The 18,819-nt window shown below is 42.5% G+C and carries 14 protein-coding genes; 9 read left to right on the top strand and 5 right to left on the bottom strand.

What is annotated here, in order from left to right:
• Positions 1-128: 128 nt before the first annotated feature.
• A complete protein-coding gene (locus FHS24_RS06320; RefSeq protein WP_183619819.1) occupies positions 129-494 on the top strand; it encodes a glutathione S-transferase N-terminal domain-containing protein in 366 nt (121 codons plus the stop codon).
• Between the two features lie 155 nt (positions 495-649).
• On the opposite strand, the gene FHS24_RS06315 is transcribed toward FHS24_RS06320, so the two are convergent.
• On the bottom strand, positions 650-2,566 hold the full coding sequence (locus FHS24_RS06315) for a M61 family metallopeptidase (protein WP_183619817.1): 1,917 nt from the start codon (positions 2,564-2,566) through the stop codon (positions 650-652).
• 372 nt (positions 2,567-2,938) lie between these two features.
• Here FHS24_RS06315 and FHS24_RS06310 point away from each other — a divergent pair, with 372 nt between their 5' ends.
• Complete coding sequence (locus FHS24_RS06310; RefSeq protein ID WP_183619815.1) at positions 2,939-3,424, top strand: FKBP-type peptidyl-prolyl cis-trans isomerase; 486 nt, start codon at positions 2,939-2,941, stop codon at positions 3,422-3,424.
• Positions 3,425-3,941: 517 nt separating this feature from the next.
• Here the strand turns inward: FHS24_RS06310 and FHS24_RS06305 are convergent.
• Entirely contained in the window at positions 3,942-6,152 is a 2,211-nt protein-coding gene (locus FHS24_RS06305) for a carboxy terminal-processing peptidase (RefSeq protein ID WP_183619813.1), read from the bottom strand.
• Positions 6,153-6,706: 554 nt separating this feature from the next.
• On the opposite strand from FHS24_RS06305, the gene nagZ reads away from it, so the two are divergent.
• Positions 6,707-7,777, top strand: a complete 1,071-nt coding sequence (gene nagZ, locus FHS24_RS06300) for a beta-N-acetylhexosaminidase (RefSeq protein ID WP_183619811.1) — start codon at positions 6,707-6,709, stop codon at positions 7,775-7,777.
• 124 nt (positions 7,778-7,901) lie between these two features.
• Here the strand turns inward: nagZ and FHS24_RS06295 are convergent, their stop codons facing one another.
• Positions 7,902-9,506, bottom strand: coding sequence for an OmpA family protein (locus FHS24_RS06295; protein ID WP_183619809.1), 1,605 nt, complete (start codon positions 9,504-9,506; stop codon positions 7,902-7,904).
• A 475-nt stretch (positions 9,507-9,981) separates the two neighbouring features.
• Positions 9,982-11,604 carry a hypothetical protein gene (locus tag FHS24_RS06290; protein WP_183619807.1) on the bottom strand — a complete coding sequence of 541 codons (1,623 nt, stop codon included), beginning with the start codon at positions 11,602-11,604 and terminating at the stop codon, positions 9,982-9,984.
• A 563-nt stretch (positions 11,605-12,167) separates the two neighbouring features.
• Between FHS24_RS06290 and FHS24_RS06285 the strand changes: the two genes are divergently transcribed.
• The 6 genes from FHS24_RS06285 (at position 12,168) to FHS24_RS06260 (ending at position 17,636) form a co-directional block, all read left to right on the top strand.
• Entirely contained in the window at positions 12,168-12,776 is a 609-nt protein-coding gene (locus tag FHS24_RS06285; protein ID WP_183619805.1) for a rhomboid family intramembrane serine protease, read from the top strand.
• 187 nt (positions 12,777-12,963) lie between these two features.
• Entirely contained in the window at positions 12,964-13,929 is a 966-nt protein-coding gene (locus FHS24_RS06280) for a metallophosphoesterase (protein ID WP_183619799.1), read from the top strand.
• A 99-nt stretch (positions 13,930-14,028) separates the two neighbouring features.
• On the top strand, positions 14,029-14,589 hold the full coding sequence (gene purE, locus FHS24_RS06275) for a 5-(carboxyamino)imidazole ribonucleotide mutase (protein WP_183619797.1): 561 nt from the start codon (positions 14,029-14,031) through the stop codon (positions 14,587-14,589).
• 288 nt (positions 14,590-14,877) lie between these two features.
• Positions 14,878-16,257: a 5-(carboxyamino)imidazole ribonucleotide synthase gene (locus tag FHS24_RS06270; protein WP_227671671.1), complete on the top strand. Its 1,380-nt coding sequence runs from the start codon at positions 14,878-14,880 to the stop codon at positions 16,255-16,257.
• On the top strand, positions 16,257-16,706 hold the full coding sequence (locus FHS24_RS06265) for a YaiI/YqxD family protein (RefSeq protein ID WP_021814375.1): 450 nt from the start codon (positions 16,257-16,259) through the stop codon (positions 16,704-16,706). The genes FHS24_RS06270 and FHS24_RS06265 overlap by 1 nt, the downstream gene beginning before the upstream one ends.
• A gap of 291 nt (positions 16,707-16,997) precedes the next feature.
• Positions 16,998-17,636: an NAD(P)H-binding protein gene (locus tag FHS24_RS06260; RefSeq protein ID WP_183619795.1), complete on the top strand. Its 639-nt coding sequence runs from the start codon at positions 16,998-17,000 to the stop codon at positions 17,634-17,636.
• Between the two features lie 151 nt (positions 17,637-17,787).
• Here the strand turns inward: FHS24_RS06260 and epmA are convergent, their stop codons facing one another.
• On the bottom strand, positions 17,788-18,813 hold the full coding sequence (gene epmA / locus FHS24_RS06255) for an EF-P lysine aminoacylase EpmA (RefSeq protein ID WP_183619793.1): 1,026 nt from the start codon (positions 18,811-18,813) through the stop codon (positions 17,788-17,790).
• Between the last annotated feature and the right edge of the window lie 6 nt (positions 18,814-18,819).

Here is an 18,819-nt window from a genome sequence, read left to right as displayed (position 1 = left end):
AGATAGACAACTTTCAAGAATAAGCTAACTTATTATAAATTTTTGATTTACAGATATTACCGCTTAACTGAATACTTAAACGAGGAAGTGGTATCATCTCTCACACGATATAATCTATAGAGGTCTGTATGTTAGTTAATCTTATAAGAGAAGGTTTAGGACGGATCATTGCTGCTGTGAGTGTATTAACTCAAGGTAAGCCAATGGCACGCAGTCAGGAACAGCAAGCGGAAGTGACTGCTGCCTGTAAAAATTTATCGCTATATCAATTTTATGCTTGTCCTTTTTGTATAAAAGTGCGACGTAAAATGCATCAATTAAATTTACCTATCGAATTTCGAGATATCAAAAAAAATCCAGAATTTCGCAGTGAGCTCGCTGATAATGGTGGGCGCGGCAAAGTACCTTGTTTACATATTGAGGAAAATGGCGACGTTCAGTGGATGTATGAATCGAATGATATTATTGCTTATTTACAGCAACGCTTTGTCTAATATTCCTGATCAGTGAAAGGCACTATCGACTCGTGTTAGTAGGAACGTAACCCGAGCATTTATTTATCAGGTTATTTATTATATCAAGTCAGGTACATTCTTTACTAACCCTACCCACTATTACTATGCATGGATTTAAAAATTTTTATCTCTATTTAAGACTTAACAAAGTCAGGTGTTAACCATTTATCAAACCCTAACTTTTCCAGCTTTAGATTCACCTTGTGCGGACTGGCTGTGCCTACTTTATCTTGTTGGCTATCTCTCATTTCACTTGCCACATTCGCTACTACGCTGACACACATCAACTCATCACGACGAAACAGATAGCATTCAACATCTTGCGATGCATCATTAAATAATGCCAACTGTTTGTTGTCTGCCTTGATACCATCAATAGCGATGATAACATCATGGGCAGATATGCCTGCTTTAGCAGCAGTACTTCCACGGCGTACATGATTCACCTTCAGTCCAGCTGGCGTTTCGGTACACCTTATACCCCATGGCACATGTTTATCAGCGGTTTCTTTGGTATTAATATGAAGCTGAATACCATTTGCCGCAAGTAGCTCTTGCATCGGTAACTCTTCAACGCCATTGACATAACGGCGCTCAAACTCTTCCCAATCCGCTAACGGTATAAACTGCCCGATAACTGTCCCCATATCGGCACTACTGATGCCGATACGCTTATTATCCTTTTGCTTTGCTTGACTATAAAAGGCTTTGACGACATCAAACAAACGATAACGACCAGCGCTTTTTTCAAGCAAGGTTAAATCTAAACATAATGCCACCAAGGCACCTTTATTATAGTAGCTGATACCTGCATTACCAGTATTTTCATCGTTACGATAGAGCTTAATCCAAGCGTCAAAGCTCGACTCGGCAACGCTTTGATGCGCGCGCCCAGGAGTTTGATAATAGCGATTAATTTGTTCAGTGAGTAATTTAAGATAACTTGCCTTATCGATCACGCCTGAAGCTTGTAACATAAAATCGTCGATATAAGAGGTAAAACCTTCAAACACCCATAACAATGGCGTGAAGGCTTCGCGGCGTAAATCCACATCTAACATCACATCTGGACGGACGGTTTTTACCCACCACGCATGGAAGTATTCATGGCTGCATAAGCCCAAAAAGCGTTGATAATCGCTACTTGGTCCTTTTGGCTCATTAGCACCGGGCAAATCGCGACGCGGGGTAATCAAACTGGTCGAATTGATATGCTCAAGACCACCGTAATCCTGACCACTGGCAAAGGTCAGAAAGGTATAATCATCAAATGGCGCATCGCCGAGCCAATCTAAATAGGTTTGACATATTTGAGTGACGTCTTGCTGCAAGCGTCCCATATTGGCTCTATGCTTACCGGCAAGATAAAAATGATGGCCAATCGTTTGGTGGCTATTATCTTGAACAATGAAATCAAATTTATCTTGTTCAGCAATCTCAAACGGATAGTCGATAAGCTCGTGATAGCTGTCTGCTTGCAGATTATATATTCGTAGCTTATCATTCTGAGATTCTGTTGCCTCAAGTCCACATGCCAAGTGCACACGGCTGGTATCTTTGTCGGCTAAAAATGCCGCTGTCACGCTTAAATCAACCTCTACTGCTTTGTTCTCTTGCCCCTCAATCGCTAAAGCAAGCGAGGTAAAGTTACCATAAAGACGCTGCTGGTCTACATAAGCAGTGCGCACAGATAAATCATAACAATACACTTCATAGCTGACGTCTACTACCTGCCCCGCTTTAGCATGTGGCAGTTGCCAAGTGTGTTTATCGGTCTTTATTGCACGGTACACCTTCGACCGTTCATCATCCATTATTCGATAATGTACCGCGGTGATATTACGTGCAAATTCGCGCATTAAATAACTACCCGGTATCCAAGCTGGCAACCACAAATTTGGCACATCAGTATCAGCGGTAAAGGTAAGCGCTACATCGACCAAATGCTCTAAAAAGCGCGCAAAGTCGAATTGGTAAGAGATATGAGCTGTTGGCTGATTTAAAGTACTATTCAAATTACTAGTAGGCAAAGCTTGAGAAGATGCAGTCATGATCATTATTTATCCTTATGTTTGTCACTATTCTTATTGTTATGGTCGTCTCTATGGTAGGAGTCATTATGCAAAAACGCAACTGGCAAACCTTACGCTACTTATATTAAAGAGAGTAAAAAATCATTAAAAAGAGTAAAAACCAGAAAAATCATATTTATTTACATTAATTCGCCGATTATTTGGCATTTTTTATGCTTTTAACCTTGAAACCGATAGGAAGCATCGCAATTAAAGATGCTAACTGCTAAAGTTACCCTAATAAACTGATGATAATTGACTAATGACGTGGCTATTTGGCTGGCTGATTGGCTTTTTTAGGTTTATTCCAACCGTATTTAAATTTTAATATCGACATATTTAGGATAATTTATGACTACTATCGCAAAAGACACTGCCGTCAAGTTCAACTACACCCTAAAAGACGACGAAGGCAATATCCTTGACCAGTCTCCAGAAGGTCAACCGCTTGCTTATTTGCATGGCCATAGCAACATCATCCCAGGTCTTGAGCAACAACTAGAAGGCAAATCTGCTGGCGAAAGAGTCAATGCTGTTGTAGAGCCTGCTGATGGTTACGGCGAATACCAAGAACAAGCAGTACAGCATGTACCACGTGAAAACTTCCAAGGCGTTGAAGATATCCAGCCTGGTATGCAGTTTCAGTCAGAAGCGGGCGGTCAAGTTATGTTGGTTACCGTTACTGATGTAAACGACAAAGAAGTGACTGTTGATGCAAACCATCCGTTGGCTGGTAAGCGTTTGACGTTTGACGTTGAAATCCAAGAAGTACGTGCAGCAACTGAAGATGAATTGAACCACGGCCATGTACATGGTGCTGGTGGCGTTGAACACTAATCTCTCCTTGAGCTTAGCGTATCATTGTTAGTATGGTTAGACGAATACTTAGTTATTAACGATAGTGTTGTTTAACTAAAATAGGTCGGTAGAGCAATCTACCGACCTTTTTTCGCACTGATTTTAATAAAAATTTTGTCGCATAAGTTGCTTTTTAAAAAATTATTCTTATAAGTATTATAGAGATTTCAGACGTAACAAAGCCGCATAACGACAAGCATTATGCAGCTTTTATCACTAACCATCCATGTTAATGTTATTAGATACTTAATCCCGGAGCATCTTATAACGTTCAGGCTTCCAGCCTTATCATCCCTAATCAGCAAACCACCTATCCCTGATGCGACCTTTAAGATACCAATCCCTAGTACCTATGAACCTTTTCGTTCAATCGTGCCGTACAGTTATAATCGCAGATTGACCCAAGGTTAGTAAGAGGTCTAAACGTCAATGCGTGTAAGCATATGCTTACACGCATTTTTAGTGACTACAGTAAAAGCCTAAAAAATAGTATTTGCTATAACTTTTCTTCTGGGCTAGCGAGTACTTTTGCATCAGCGCTAAGCATGATATAAGCAGCTTCATTAATAAAGGCTTCGTCTTCAGGTAGCTCAGGGCGCTCACTTTCCTTCATCTGGCTACGCTCTTCAAATTTTGCATCCATTGCGGCTTGATAAGTATTCCAGTTGGCATAAGGACGCTCACCCGTTGAGATAAGACGCTTATTTTCAGCTTCCAACGAACGCTTCTCTATCAGCTGCATCTTAGCGCGGCGGCTATTGATATCGAGAGGAATCGGTTTCTTTTCATCTTCCATATTACGAATATCATTTAGCGTTGATAGATAAACAAACTGCGGGTTTTTCTGCTGACGGATTTTTGATTGCTGATTTAGCGTCGCTAACGTATTGGCAGAAAATTTACCTTCAGGCTTATAAGGCGCGGTTTTAATGGTATCCCACGGCAAAGCTTTTTTCTGAGCGCGCTCGCCAAAGGTCGCATCATCATAGATATTGACCAATTCAACATCAGGTACTACGCCTTTATTTTGCGTACTACCGCCAGTGATACGATAGAATTTACGCTGCGTTAAGGTTGCTGAGCCCAAAGCTAAGCTATCAAGTTGAATCTGTGCAGAGCCTTTACCCGTCGTTGTACTACCGACGACCAAGCCACGACCGTAATCCTGAATCGCTGCAGCGAAAATCTCACTAGCAGAGGCAGAGGCAAGGTTGGTCAAAACGACTATTTTGCCATCATAAAGTTGCTCGCCGCCATCGTCATCACGGTAGACTTGGATGTTGCCTCGATTATCGCGAATCTGTACCAATGGACCGCTTTTAATAAAGAAGCCAAGCATCTTGGCAACCTCATCGAGCGAGCCACCTGGATTGTTACGTAAATCAACCACCAAACCATCGATGTTTTGTTTATTCAATTCTTTAAGGGCTTTTTCAGTATCAACACTGACACTACGGTAATCCTCACCGTTACGACGAGCACGATAGTTCAGATAAAAGCTTGGTATATCAAGCACGCCGATACGCTTGGGTGTTTTATCGATATTAGGGCGCTGAACCTCGACGACGCGCTGGGTGACGCCAGATTCTTCTTGTTGAATAATATCGCGAACCACAGTTACGTTACGGGCGCTGGCATCAGGGGTATTTGGTTGACGTACTTTAATGGTCACCGATGTGCCGCGCTTACCGCGAATCAAACCAACAATTTCACGCGTTGACCAGCCGACTACGTCAGTCATGGTCTCGCCGTCTTTGGCGATACCGATAATCAAATCATTGGGTTTAATCTGACCAGACTTTGCCGCTGGGCCACCGTCTACCAAAGTCACAATGCGAGTATAATCTGGGTTTTTACGATCAGGGCGAATAGAAACCCCAATGCCTTCTAATTGCAAACTGGACTGAATCTGCAGCTCATTGGCTTGAATCGGCGCATAATAATTACTGTGCGGATCATAAGTCAGCATCGCTGTGTTCAAGATAGTTTCCATGATTTCGTCGTTTTTTAGACGGGTAAACTGCTCTTGCTGGCGTGATAAACGATTGAGCAAAATCTCACTTGGCGTGCGCTCATCGTTACGTACCAAATCTTGCCCGCGCGTAATATCAGGATTGTCCAAGAAGACTTTTTCTTTCGCCTTCTCATCTTCTTGACCTAATGTGATACTCATTAGCTGAAACTTCAGCTGACGCGTCCAATAATCACGCTGTTCTTTTTTAGTTTTAAAATGACTGAGCTTTTCGCGGTCAAGTACAATGCTATCTTTACTGGTTAAATCAAGATCTGTGTTTAGCAACTTCTTTGCCATGGCGAAGTATTCATTAGAGCGTTTACGATAGCGCTCGAAGACTTCTACACCAGCAGATAAGTCGCCACGTTTTAAGCGGGCACCAAATTCATCAGCATATTTTTTCTTAAATTCATCGACATCAGATTGCAAAAACAAGGTATGGTTTGGGTCAAGGCTATCGATATACATAGATAGAATCTCGCTACCCGTTGCACTATCGAGTGGCTGATTGAGATAATGGCTACGATCCAGCAATGCAGCGACCTGACGGGTGGTAACCTGTTGCTCAGGAGTGGCCTTAAAGCCTTCAGTATTGCTATCAGCCACTGCGGTGCCATAGCTTTGGGTAAGAATAAGACCAGCGATACCCACTGACGCTGCACTGAGTAACCACTGTGCTGGTTGTTTTTTCATCATATATACCTAATTATTTTAAGTGAAAAGTATGCAAAATATGCTTAGTTTTTATTCATATTAAAAGTTATCTAATAAACGGCTATCCACAAATCTGACTGTTTTTAACTGTATTATATTTACCATTAAACCATGCGATACGCTAGCATTAAAAGCGTATGAACGTATGATAGTTATTTTAGTTTTATCGTTAAAAAATCAATCAATACTAGCATGGCTATAAATACGCTGCTGTCTCAAACTGTATAAATAATCTTACCCGCCATGTCGCTATGTCTTATCGGCTAATGTTCGAGTCTTGTATCAAACATACTTATTGCTCTAACTTAATAAATACTTATTAACTCATCAACATAAATTTTTTAAATCAATTAAGTCACGAAATTATGCTCATCTTATAATAACTGTCATAATACAACCAACATGGCAATGAACAGCGATAGTGAATAATGACGATAAATAATGCGCGTCATTGCTTAGCGCTTTTTGAGCGTAAATGTTTTTTTGACCATAAACGATAATATAACAAGGTATAGCCTAATAAGGATTACGCAATGTACGGCGTCTTAATGATTGATATCGATAGTACCGCACTGACTGCTGAAGATGTCAGTTTAATCAAACAAGCACAAGTAGGCGGGGTGATATTATTTGCTCGTAATGTGGCAGACGCAGCGCAAGTGCGAACGTTGTGTGACGATATACGCTATCACAATGCCGACATTTTGATTGGGGTTGACCAAGAAGGTGGGCGCGTTGCTAGATTACGTAACGGTTTTACGCCATTGCCTGCGATGGGCAGACTTGGTGAGTTATTTAATGAAGACCCTAGCCGCGGCCTTAGCCGTGCTTACGATTGTGGTTATTTGATGGCAGCCGAAGTATTGGCAGTCGGGATTGATTTAAGCTTTGCGCCCGTGCTCGATAGAGACGGTATCAGTCAAGTCATCGGCGACCGTAGCTTTCATCATGAGCCGCAAGCGATTATTGCCCTAGCAAGCCAATTTATGCGAGGCATGAAAGACGCCGGTATGGCGACCACAGGTAAGCACTTCCCCGGTCATGGTGCCATTGCGCCTGATTCACATGTGGCAGAAGCCATCGATACGCGTAGCTTAGATGAGATTATGAATAGCGATATGCAGCCTTTTGCACAGACGCTGCCTTGGCTTGATGCACTAATGCCAGCGCATGTGATTTTCTCCCAAGTCGATAATAAACCCGCAGGATTTTCAAAAATTTGGCTTAAAGACATTATTCGTCAGCAGCTTAATTTTGATGGGGTGTTATTCTCTGATGATTTATCGATGGCAGGGGCGCAAGCAGCAGGCGATGTCAGCGCCCGTGTCAAAGCGGCGATTGAAGCAGGCTGCGATATTGCTTTAGTCTGTAATGACCGCGTTGCTGCTCACGAAGCTGCCGAAGCGGCACAAGAACTGCCCTATCCCAATCAAAAACGTATCAAAACCATGTGTGGACAGATACCTGTTTGGCAAGGTGATCTTGAGTCAACATGCCAGCAGTTTGATTATTGGCAACAAGCAAAAGACAATATCTTGCAGACTTTCTTTCCTATTCAAACAGAAGCGCAGGCTGATTTAAAAGACCCAACCGCTTATAAATGATTAATTTATGGTAGCTAAGCCGATTTAGAAAAATAAAAACCGCACCTTATTAAGATGCGGTTTTTTTGCTATTAAATTCTTATGTAAAGCTTACTGGTTATCCATTAGCCCGTCTAAAGTGATATTAATTACTAGTACTTGCTTGTGGGTCTAATTCAGTACCAAGACTAGGATCATCAGCGTCAGGCATTAAATCATCATTGTTGCTGTCTAATGGATTTAAGTCCGGGTCAAGCGCACTGTTACTAATCACCATGCCATCGTTGGCATTTGCTGTCTCATCATAGACGACAAACTCAATACGGCGGTTACGGAAACGACCTTGCTCAGTAGCGTTTTCAGCAATAGGATCGGTCTCACCCATACCTTTAGTCATGAGCTTACTTGGGTCAACGCCTTGCCCGACCAAATAATCCTTCATAGATTCGGCACGCTCTTGTGACAATTTCATATTGTAGGCCGCATCAGCAGTTTTGTCAGTATGACCAATAATCATTAGCTTCATATCTGGCACTTGTTCCATCAGTTTTACAGCGCGGTCTAGTAGCGCTTTATTGGCGTCAGGAATCACTGCTTTATCTACTTCAAAATTCACCACTTGTAGGCTGAGCGCACGAGCCACATCCTGAGGGTCAGGGTTTTGGCCAAGGTTATCTATCGCCGCTTGAGATGCTGTTAGACTATTATCAATCTCAGCTTGGGCATCTAATGGACCTTCTGCTTTGACAGTCATCGCTGGCGCAGCCGCTTGTAAATCTGAAACCAATTTATTTAAAGCTGCAGCGTCAGGCGCATTCACGGTAATAGTATCGCCTTTAATTAACATACTCGCATTCGGTACATTTTTGACGATAGGTAATATAGACGCAAGCTGAGCCGCGGCAGGCATATCAATCGAGAAGTTATCATCGACATCCGCACGGCAATTATTGGCTTCATCGCCAAATGTGGCGGTCAAAGCATCCATAACATTGCTCTGTAGCGTCTCATTGCCAACGTTCATGCGGCAAGCGTATAGCTCACTGTTTTCACCAGTAGCAATACGCAAAGATGCAGGTTCGATATCAGCCGCAATCACTGATTGCCCATCATCGTTCACTGCTTGTTGCTCGGTAGCTACTGGCGTTCCGACTGGCTCAGGATTGTCTTGGCAACCTCTTAGCAGTGCCCAGGCCAGTGCACCCAAGATAATCAGTCCAATAATCGGTAGCAGTGCTTTCATAAAGCTACCTTTTTCTTCTTCTTCACGGTGAATGGGCGCGGTGCTGACCGTATCAGACACACGGGCGCCAGCGGGTGCAGCCGCAATCATACCGGCAGGCAGAATCGTACTTGCCCATACTGGGATATGATGCTGATAACTGGCAAGATTGTCATTTAGGAATTGCGGTACAGGCGTCGTTCCTGCCAAGCTTTTGATTTCGTGATACGCCAGTGGCGCGGCCATCGCAATTAAACCACGCGCAGCAGTAGCATCGACATTATGTTTGCCAGCCAGCTCACGAGCGATTTGGTCACGGTGCGCGCCGTCCGTCCATACTCGATCATAAAATCCTTGATCATCACGAGCGATATTTTCATTAGCAAAACGATTGTAAGTATCGTTATCAGCTAGGCGCGCGGCAAAAATAGCATAAAACTGTTCAAGTAAGTTTTTCTTAGCAAGAGTGCGGTCATCTCCTAGCACTGCTGGACTGACCGTCCGCGTTAAGTGACTGATAATATCCATAATGTCATTCCTCAATTAATCGTTATTTTAAATGGCTTGTTTTATATAGTGTGCATTCTCAAAAAGTAGAGCGTTGATAGATATTTTATGACTGCTATTTAATATAAGCTCATGCTATTAACTCATTCTATTAAATAGTAGTCATAACTGTATTCAACTTTTGTTATTATAAAAGTATTAAGGATGTGTTCACAATCAATAGGCTGTTGTGTAATTGCTACGATAAGTAATGTTTCGGTTGTTACTCGTAACTGCAATGCCTATAAAGTACAAATTACCAACATATGAACCGTTAATAGTTTAATTTCCAACGTAGTTGGTAGGTCAAATAGAAAGGTATATTAACTATTCCAGATAGTACTTTCTTATTCTTATCTTCTTTATTTAGCGCCAAATAAAAAAGGAATGCAGCCAATAATTGATACTGCACTCCTTTTAACTTTTTATTTTTACGCGTTTGTTATAAATATTCTATTTATCTTCTGACTTGGGCAGGCTCAGCGACAATAACACTGTTTGCCATATCATCGACTTCCGATACGGAGAAAGGGCCCGGTGGCCTAGTTGATGCTGGACGGTCATTATTCATCGGAGCATTATTAAGGGCAGCGTTATTGCTAGGTTGGTCATACATCGGCGGATTATTAAAATCATTATTACGGCCAGGCGCTGGTATCACGCTATCTCCTGTATCGTCGTCCGCTGCTTGGTAATCATTATTACCGTTAGCATTAACATTGTTATTAGCATCATATTGATTATTGACGCCATTTATAGCCGCCATATCAGCTGCCCCCATACCGCTATCATTATTAGGTAATGGTAGCGGCGCTGTGCTATCAACCATCATTGCAGGTACCAAAGTACGGATATCGGTGGCTAATCTCTGTAGCTGCATACTATCTGGCGCTTCCAAGGTCATACGGTCATTTTGCAACTGTAAGCGCGCAAATGGAGTCGCTCTCAATAAGGTTAAAACATTGGGTAGCGCCTCGATAGGCATATTAGCAATATTATTAGCCACGCCTTCTTGGACCGTAAACTGACACATTGCCGCCTGCTCACCGAAGCTACTATTGAGTGCCTGTTGCAACGTACTTTGGAGTGCAGCATCACCGACAGAGGCGCTACAAGTATATAAGTTGCCGCCATTATCTACGCCAACGATAAGCGCAACGGGTGTCAATACTTGTGCTGGCGGCTCAGCGACAGGCGGTATGACTGTGGGCGCCGGCACCACTGGCTCTACAGGCGGTGCGTTATTGGGTCTAATTAACAATGCCCATACCAGCCCAATCGCTGCCATTGCCGCAAATAATAGAAACACCCGTATTAATAAATCATTACGTTGGTTGCGGGTACGTACTTTTTCTCGCTTTAGGCTGCTGTTTTCTTCTAGATGATGGGCCGCGGGATTGGCATGGATAGCACCTGTATCGATAGCCGATGTACTTAGACTATTATCAAAAGTTTTACTGGCAAGCTCTGCTGCTGTGTTTGGTTCTGCTAACGAGTTCGCAGAAGGATTTATCCTACTTGCTTCAGTGGCATCATACTTATTTAATAAAACAGGCATGTCTGCTATATCAGCTACCGTGCTTTGAGCATTAAACAGCTCATCATCAGCATGTTGCGCCGCGGTAATCACTGGTGCCGCCCATATCGGCAAGTAATGGCGTAAAAAAGGCTGCTGACTTTGTAAAAATGCTGGCAAAAACTGCCCATTTGCCATCACCTTGAGCTCACGATAAGCCAGTGGCACAGCGTTCATAATAAGCTTTGTAGTAGTAAACTCATCGATATGATGGGTAGCCGCAAGCTCTTGAATAATAACTTGGCGCGCGCTCGGTGCTTGCCATAATTGCTCAAATAACGGCGTCTCTATTATATTGTCATTGGCAATCGGCTGATCATCACGTAGTAACTGCGAGTAAACTTGTGGCAACGCCAAACGCGCCGCTAAGATGGCATAAAACTGCTCTAATAAGCTGACATGGGACACACTACCGTTATCAACTTGACTGCTATTGTCGTTATTACTATAGCTACCCAATACCGCTGAGGTCACTGCCTGCTCTAATTGGTCGATAATATTCATAAACTATTGCCTCTGTCGGCGTTGATTTAGGGGATATAACGGAGATTTATTTTTTAATTTAACTTTATACGCTGTAGACTCTAAAATGCTGACAAATCTGAGCACTTAACAAGCAATATTGGTATATAAATTGCCTATCATTTATAACTTTCAGTACTTTTTAAATGACTATAAATTAAACAACAATGAATTTAATGGTGCTTAATGCGATAAAGCTAAATGAATGCCATACCTATTATTACTTTTTAAGTTTGATTTTTAGGCTGTCGTGAATCGTTACGGTCAGTATACGAAGCATTACTCATTCTGCCCGATACGCTGTTATATTATTTAATATAAACGATTATTAAAGCATAATTTTGTCGTGTATTGGCTTTTTGCCTGAGCATCACTGTTATTATTACTAATATCATGCCTTAATGCTTTATCATTACTCACATTTAATGGTTATTTACCGTTATTATTATGATTAATAGTAGTTGTTATTCAGCCAAGACACTTGGGCTTTAAGCGTTACGATTTATATCATTGCCACCTATCAGGCTCGGCCTAAGGACTCCCCTTTGTTTAACCATACGACGCTTATTATTATCATCACCGTTATTGTCAGTTTATTGGCATGGCAAAACAAAGCAGTGTTTAATCGACTTATTTTCTATCCGCCAGCGGTAAAAAATGGTCAATGGGATCGCTTTGTGACGCATGGCTTTATTCATGCTGATGGGATGCATTTGCTGTTTAATATGTTTACCCTATACTTTTTTGGTCGTGCTATCGAAGGCTTATATCAGTCTTTTTTATTCGGCTATGGTTTCGTGGTTTTTTATGTATTGGCTATCGTTGTCGCGATGATTCCAAGCTATGTTAAACATAAAGATAGTGCCAGCTACTTAAGCCTTGGGGCGTCAGGCGGTGTATCAGCAGTCTTATTTGCTTTTATCCTGCTGGCACCGTGGGAAAAGATTTATCTGTTTGCCGTTATTCCTATTCCAGCGATACTGTTTGCGGTCGCTTATGTCGCTTATAGTATTTATGCGGACAAACGCGGCGGCTCTAATATCAATCATATGGCACATATGTGGGGTGGCGCGTTTGGGATAATTGCGACGATTATTTTAGAACCTCAAGTATTACCGCACTTTTTAAATGCGCTCTTGTCTCCTGGGTTCTGAGCTAGGTAGTAAAACCAAGTAATTAAGCTTATAAATAAAGTTCGGTAATGAACATCGAAATGAAAGCTGGGTTTATGATGGCAGTTTAAATAGCCAAGTGATGATTCATTTATATCGCTATATTTGTATCGCTTAGCATTTGCGCAAACTTACATTTAATAAAATATTTAAGAATTTGATAATTATTATGATTATAGATGTTATTGGTGATATTCACGGTTATGCCGACAAGTTAGTCGGACTACTAAAGCAGTTAGGCTATGTTCATAACGGCACCTATTTTGTACCACCGTCCGGTCATCGGGCGCTATTCATTGGTGATTTCATTGACCGTGGGCCGCAGCAAGTAGCCTCACTAGAGATTGTCTTTGCTATGTTGGATGCAGGCGTTGCCGATGCGGTGATGGGCAATCACGAATACAATGCATTAACCTTTGCTATGATTGATCCAGAGCAACCTGAGCGCTATTTACGCTCGCATAGCGATGTTCACGTACGACAGCATGAAGCGTTTTTAGCCGAAGTACCATTTGGCTCAGAAGCGCATCAATATTGGTTACGGCGCTTTTATGAGATTCCATTGTGGCTTGAGACTGACTATGCTTGCTTTGTACACGCTTGCTGGGATGTCGATAGTATGGCGGTATTGAAGCCGCTCTTGACTGCCGATAATTGCTTGACGCCTGCCGCGGTCATTGCCACAGCGCAAAAGCATAGCCCTGATTATGAAGCGCTTGAGCGCGTGCTAAAAGGCGTAGAAACCGCATTACCCGATGGTTTAGTTATGGTCGATAAAGATGGCGCAGCGCGCTCACAAGTACGCGTGCGCTGGTGGCTTGATGAGCTGAATAAACGTACCATTCATGAAATTGCCCGTGCACCGAACTCAGGATTGGCGCAAATTCCAAGCGATGCCCTAGCGGAAAATATCGAATTTGCCCTTAAAACTCATAAACCGGTATTCGTCGGTCATTATTGGCTGACAGGCGCGCCGAAACCTCTTAGCCCGCAGGTTGCTTGTACCGATTATTCAGCAGCGATTGATAGCGGTTATTTGACCTGCTACCAGCTTGATACCGAGCAGCCATTACCGCTTAAAGCCCATAACTTCGTACAGTATCGCCATGATGAAGACTCAAAGATAAACGTATAAAATCAGCGTTATTTAGCCAGCTTTGCCATTAAACAGCAAACTTGGCTTTACGAAGGCAGCAAAACTTTTGTATGATGGTCTTTTTGAGGATATCAAAGCATGAGCACCCCATCGGTTACCATTACCCCTGTTGAGCAAAACAGCCCAATCACTTCTCCTGCTGGTCAGCCAAAAGTAGGTATTATCATGGGCTCGCAGTCTGATTGGGCAACCATGAGTGCAGCGGCGCAACTACTTGCCGACTTTGATATCGCCTTTGAATGTGAAGTGGTGTCAGCGCATCGTACACCTGATAGATTGTTTGATTATGCCAAAAGTGCTAAAGGTAACGGTTTACAAGTGATTATCGCTGGGGCTGGCGGTGCGGCTCATCTGCCCGGTATGTGCGCCAGTCAAACGCCGCTACCTGTCTTTGGCGTCCCTGTTAAATCATCAATGCTCAGTGGTTGGGATAGCTTACTTTCTATCGTTCAAATGCCGAAAGGCGTGGCCGTTGGAACCTTAGCGATTGGTGCAGCTGGCGCCTATAACGCTGCCCTCCTTGCTATTCAAGTACTTGCCTTGCATGATGAAACAATTGCGACTAAGCTAGATAACATGCGTCAAGCGCAAACCGATACCATTCTTGCCAATCCAACACCCGGTATTATTAACGCGTAAAGCCTGCCAAATAGCGTTAGTTTTTAGCAAAAAACCGTTAGCAGAAATGCAATATTAATAAAGAAACATTAAGCGCAATCATTTGGTTTTTAAATCTTAATATCAAGCTTAAATACCAAAATTAACGAGCAATGTTCTAAACTTGATATTTTTGCTCAGATGCGTTCTACTAAATACAAGGTGCATACAGTGCACCTTTTCCTATTTTACTAGCATAAGTTTTATACCGTAAATTCCAGATATTAATACTCAAAAATCCTTATTCATTTTTAATGTAAAGAGCCTGCCATGACTACAGCGAACGCTTATCCTGTTACCCAAACCATTCGTACCATCGGTATTTTAGGCGGTGGTCAGCTTGGTATGATGCTCGCCGAAGCCGCCATGCCGCTCGGTTATCAATGCGTATTTTTAGAAGATAATGCTGACTGCCCTGCCAGCCTATATGGTAAAGTTTTCCATAGTGAGCAGTTAGAAGCATTTATTACCGCAGCTGACGTCTTTACCTTAGAGTTTGAAAACACGCCTACTGCTACCGTTGAGCAATTGGCCAGCCTGTCAAAATCTGGCAGCAAGCAAGGCATGTTTCCGCCACCGATTGCCCTTGATATCGCCCAAGATCGCTTGAAAGAAAAGCGCATGTTCAATGAGCTTGATATCGCAACCGTACCCTTTATGGCGGTTAATTCTGAAGCAGAATTAAAGCAAGCTTGCGACGAGCTAGGATTACCTATCGTCCTAAAGACCAGCCGCGGCGGTTATGATGGCAAAGGTCAGTTTGTTATTAAAGAAGAAAGTGATATCACAGTTGCTTGGCATGAGCTTAAAGAAGCAGTTAGCGGTAAAGGCGCACTGACGCCAACACCTGCACCACTCATTGCAGAAGGCTTTATTAACTTTAGCCGTGAAGTATCTATCATTGCTGCACGCGCGCAAAATGGTCAAGTACGCTGCTATGATTTGGTCGAAAACCATCATCATAATGGCATATTGGCCAAAACCCGCGCGCCAGCCGTTGGTACCAGCCATTTGTTTCAACAAGCAACCGATGCGATTACCACGGTGATGAATCATCTAGGTTATGTCGGTGTAATGGCGCTTGAGCTATTTGTGAGCAAAGATGCTCGTGGTAACGACTATCTGCTTGCCAACGAGATTGCCCCGCGCGTCCATAACTCTGGACATTGGAGTATCGAAGGCGCGATTACCAGTCAGTTTGAGAATCATATCCGCGCGGTGGTGAATTTGCCGCTGGGCGATACTGACAACGTCCATCCAGCGATTATGCTGAATGTGTTGGGTCAATATCCTGATATCAGCGCGGTGTTAAACATAGATGGCGCCCATTACCATAGCTACCATAAAGCTGAGCGCGAAGATCGTAAAATTGCTCATATTACCCTGATGCCAAACGATGTTGCTGACTTAGATATTGCCCTCGCTAAACTGGTTGCTGTCTTGCCCAATAAAGTCGGTCTTGATAAAAAGTTAGCACCTACGGTTACAGAGAACCAAGCAAAAACATTAGAGCAAGCAACAAATGCTGAAACAGACCAAGCTGTAGAAGATGCTGCTATCAATGTTAAAGAGAGCCAGCCAGAGGGTTTAGGAGATATAGAGCAGCTATCAAACGACCAGCTATCAAATACAGATAAGGCTCAGAAATAATGCAGATTTGGGTAGATGCTGATTCGGTGCCTCTGATTGCCAAAGACTTGATTATCAAAACGGCTGAACGTACCCAAACCATGGCGATATTTGTCGCCAATCAGCCAATCAAACTGCGCAAATCACCGCTGCTCGTCATGACAGTGGTGCCATCAGGGTTTGATAAAGCCGATGATTATATCGTTGAGCAAATCCAGCCAGGCGATTTAGCCATCACTAGCGACATTCCCTTGGCCAATGATATTTTGGATAAAGGCGGTATGGTTTTAACCACGCGCGGTATGGTCTATGATAAAAATAACATCAAGCAAAAGCTCAATATGCGCGATTTTATGGATACCATGCGTGGCACGGGCGTGCTCGAGCTGCAAGAAATGAGTGGCCAGAAACCTTATGGCGACCGCGATAAAAAAGCCTTTGCCGATGGTCTTAATCGTTTGGTGCGTTAATTGGTTCGTTAATTTTCTTACGCATCATTGGACAGCTACCCTTTCTAACCCTTGTTATAACTTTCTTATTCTTATGAATAGCAGCTTTTATAAATAGCAGGCTTGCAAACCGTATACACTCCATAACCAAACACTATGCAAACGGCACGCTTCATAACGAAGCGTGCTCATCATTCTTGTTACGCTATATGCAGCTTTTAAAACAATCGGTTTTTAAACAAATGTTTTTTAAACAATAAGTTTTAAAATAACGATAACGTATATAAAACGTATATAACAATAGGAATGAATATGAAAATTTTAGTGATTGGCGCTAGTGGTCGAGTGGGTACAGATTTGGTTAAGCAGTTATTAGCAGATAACCATCACGTGATTGGCACCACCCGTCAGGAAGAAAAACTGTTTGATGACGACAATTACAGCCAATTAGATTTGGATATCACCGCAGAAAAAGACGCGATTCAGAGCCAAATTGATAAAGATATCGATGCTGTCTATTTTGTTGCTGGTTCTGGTGGTAAAGATGTCTTAGAAGTTGATTTACATGGTGCGGTTAAAACCATGAAGGCAGTCGAGGATAAAGGTATCAAACGCTATATCATGCTTAGTACAGTATTTTCATTAGATACCAGCAAATGGAATCAGCCCGGTATTGCTGACTTAAAAGAATACTATATCTGTAAGCATTACGCCGATCAGTGGTTGGTTAATAACAGCAAACTTGATTATACTATCGTGCAAGCAGGTGCACTAAAAGAGCGTGCAGCAACAGGTAAAATCACTATTAATGATGATGATGCGGGTGAAAACTCAATTGCAGATGTGGCTACGACGTTGGCAGCTGTACTCAATGCTGATAATACCAATAAGAAAGTCTTTAGCATGCACAATGGCGAAACTACCATTGATGCAGCGCTTGCTAAACTGTAATAAACAAAAGTTATAATAAACAATATGCAGCTTTGCAGCATTATAAAAAACAGTACAAGAATAGAAAAGCGCGTAAGCCTTCCGGTTTACGCGCTTTTTCTTATGGATTGTTTAAAAATTAACGGTTACGTTAAACGATATCAAAGAGCAACTAAGCTAAGCCACTGGGAAAAGTAATCACGTCCTCTAAGCTGCTAGCCCCTGTTATAACCATCAGCAACCTATCAATACCGACTGCGATACCACTACAAGGTATTAAATCATCAGACGCTGCTAATAAATGCTCATCAATTGGCATTTGTGGCAAGTTATGATGCTGACGCAATTGATTGTCGCGCTCAAAGCGTTCTCTTAACGCCTGCCCATCTGCCAGTTCATCATAAGCATTGGCAATCTCAATACCGTTAATATAAAGCTCAAAGCGCTTAGCAACTATATTACCCTCTTTATCCAAAGCTGTTTTCGCCAATGCAGCAGTTGCAGGTGGATATTCTATAATCAACGTCGGCAAATCATGTCCCAAGTTAGGCTCGACGGCATGGCTGAATAACAAATCTAACCAGCTTTGACGAATATCCTCTTCACTGTTGGTGGCGCCGTTTTCTGCACTATTAAAATCAAAGCCTGTTAAACTTTTATCTTCTGCAACGGCTTGTAGCGAGGCAAGACTAGCGGTCAATGGATGGATACCCACAAAATCCATAAAGGCATCGACGTAACGGTAATGACTCAGCACAATCGGATAACCGTAAAGCGCTTCTAATAGCTCGCCCAATTCAGCAGCCATATCATCTAGGCTATAATTCGGCTGATACCACTCAAGCATGGTGAATTCAATATTGTGACGCACACCTATCTCATTATCTCGAAATACCGGACAAATCTGATAAATAGGCACCTGCCAGCTGGCAAGTAGCCGCTTCATAGCGAACTCAGGCGACGTATGCAGATAATAGGTACGAGGTTTATCTTGATAGGTGACCTGTGCCGCCACTGATTGCAAAAAAGTATCGGTATTACCTGCTTGCGACAGCAGTGGCGTTTGCACTTCGAGCACATGCTGCGTAGCAAAAAACTGCCGAATAGTATTTATAAATTGCGCACGCTTTTGTGCCATTGATATTGTCATCGTTGGTGCATAGCTAGGTTTCGATAAAGAATTACTTGCTTGAGTCATTATTAT

Origin of the sequence: Psychrobacter luti (assembly GCF_014192115.1) — a bacterium.
Lineage (GTDB): Bacteria > Pseudomonadota > Gammaproteobacteria > Pseudomonadales > Moraxellaceae > Psychrobacter > Psychrobacter luti.
The sequence above is the reverse complement of the archived record's forward strand: the minus strand, read 5'-3'. Positions and strand labels throughout refer to the sequence as shown.

Coding starts and splice junctions, on each gene's coding strand:
- FHS24_RS06320 (WP_183619819.1), top strand. CDS start 129: ATGTTAGTTAATCTTATAAGAGAAGGTTTAGGACGGATCATTGCTGCT.
- epmA (WP_183619793.1), bottom strand. CDS start 18,813: ATGACTCAAGCAAGTAATTCTTTATCGAAACCTAGCTATGCACCAACG.
- FHS24_RS06315 (WP_183619817.1), bottom strand. CDS start 2,566: ATGACTGCATCTTCTCAAGCTTTGCCTACTAGTAATTTGAATAGTACT.
- FHS24_RS06270 (WP_227671671.1), top strand. CDS start 14,878: ATGACTACAGCGAACGCTTATCCTGTTACCCAAACCATTCGTACCATC.
- nagZ (WP_183619811.1), top strand. CDS start 6,707: ATGTACGGCGTCTTAATGATTGATATCGATAGTACCGCACTGACTGCT.
- FHS24_RS06265 (WP_021814375.1), top strand. CDS start 16,257: ATGCAGATTTGGGTAGATGCTGATTCGGTGCCTCTGATTGCCAAAGAC.
- FHS24_RS06260 (WP_183619795.1), top strand. CDS start 16,998: ATGAAAATTTTAGTGATTGGCGCTAGTGGTCGAGTGGGTACAGATTTG.
- FHS24_RS06290 (WP_183619807.1), bottom strand. CDS start 11,604: ATGAATATTATCGACCAATTAGAGCAGGCAGTGACCTCAGCGGTATTG.
- FHS24_RS06280 (WP_183619799.1), top strand. CDS start 12,964: ATGATTATAGATGTTATTGGTGATATTCACGGTTATGCCGACAAGTTA.
- FHS24_RS06310 (WP_183619815.1), top strand. CDS start 2,939: ATGACTACTATCGCAAAAGACACTGCCGTCAAGTTCAACTACACCCTA.
- FHS24_RS06305 (WP_183619813.1), bottom strand. CDS start 6,152: ATGAAAAAACAACCAGCACAGTGGTTACTCAGTGCAGCGTCAGTGGGT.
- FHS24_RS06295 (WP_183619809.1), bottom strand. CDS start 9,506: ATGGATATTATCAGTCACTTAACGCGGACGGTCAGTCCAGCAGTGCTA.
- purE (WP_183619797.1), top strand. CDS start 14,029: ATGAGCACCCCATCGGTTACCATTACCCCTGTTGAGCAAAACAGCCCA.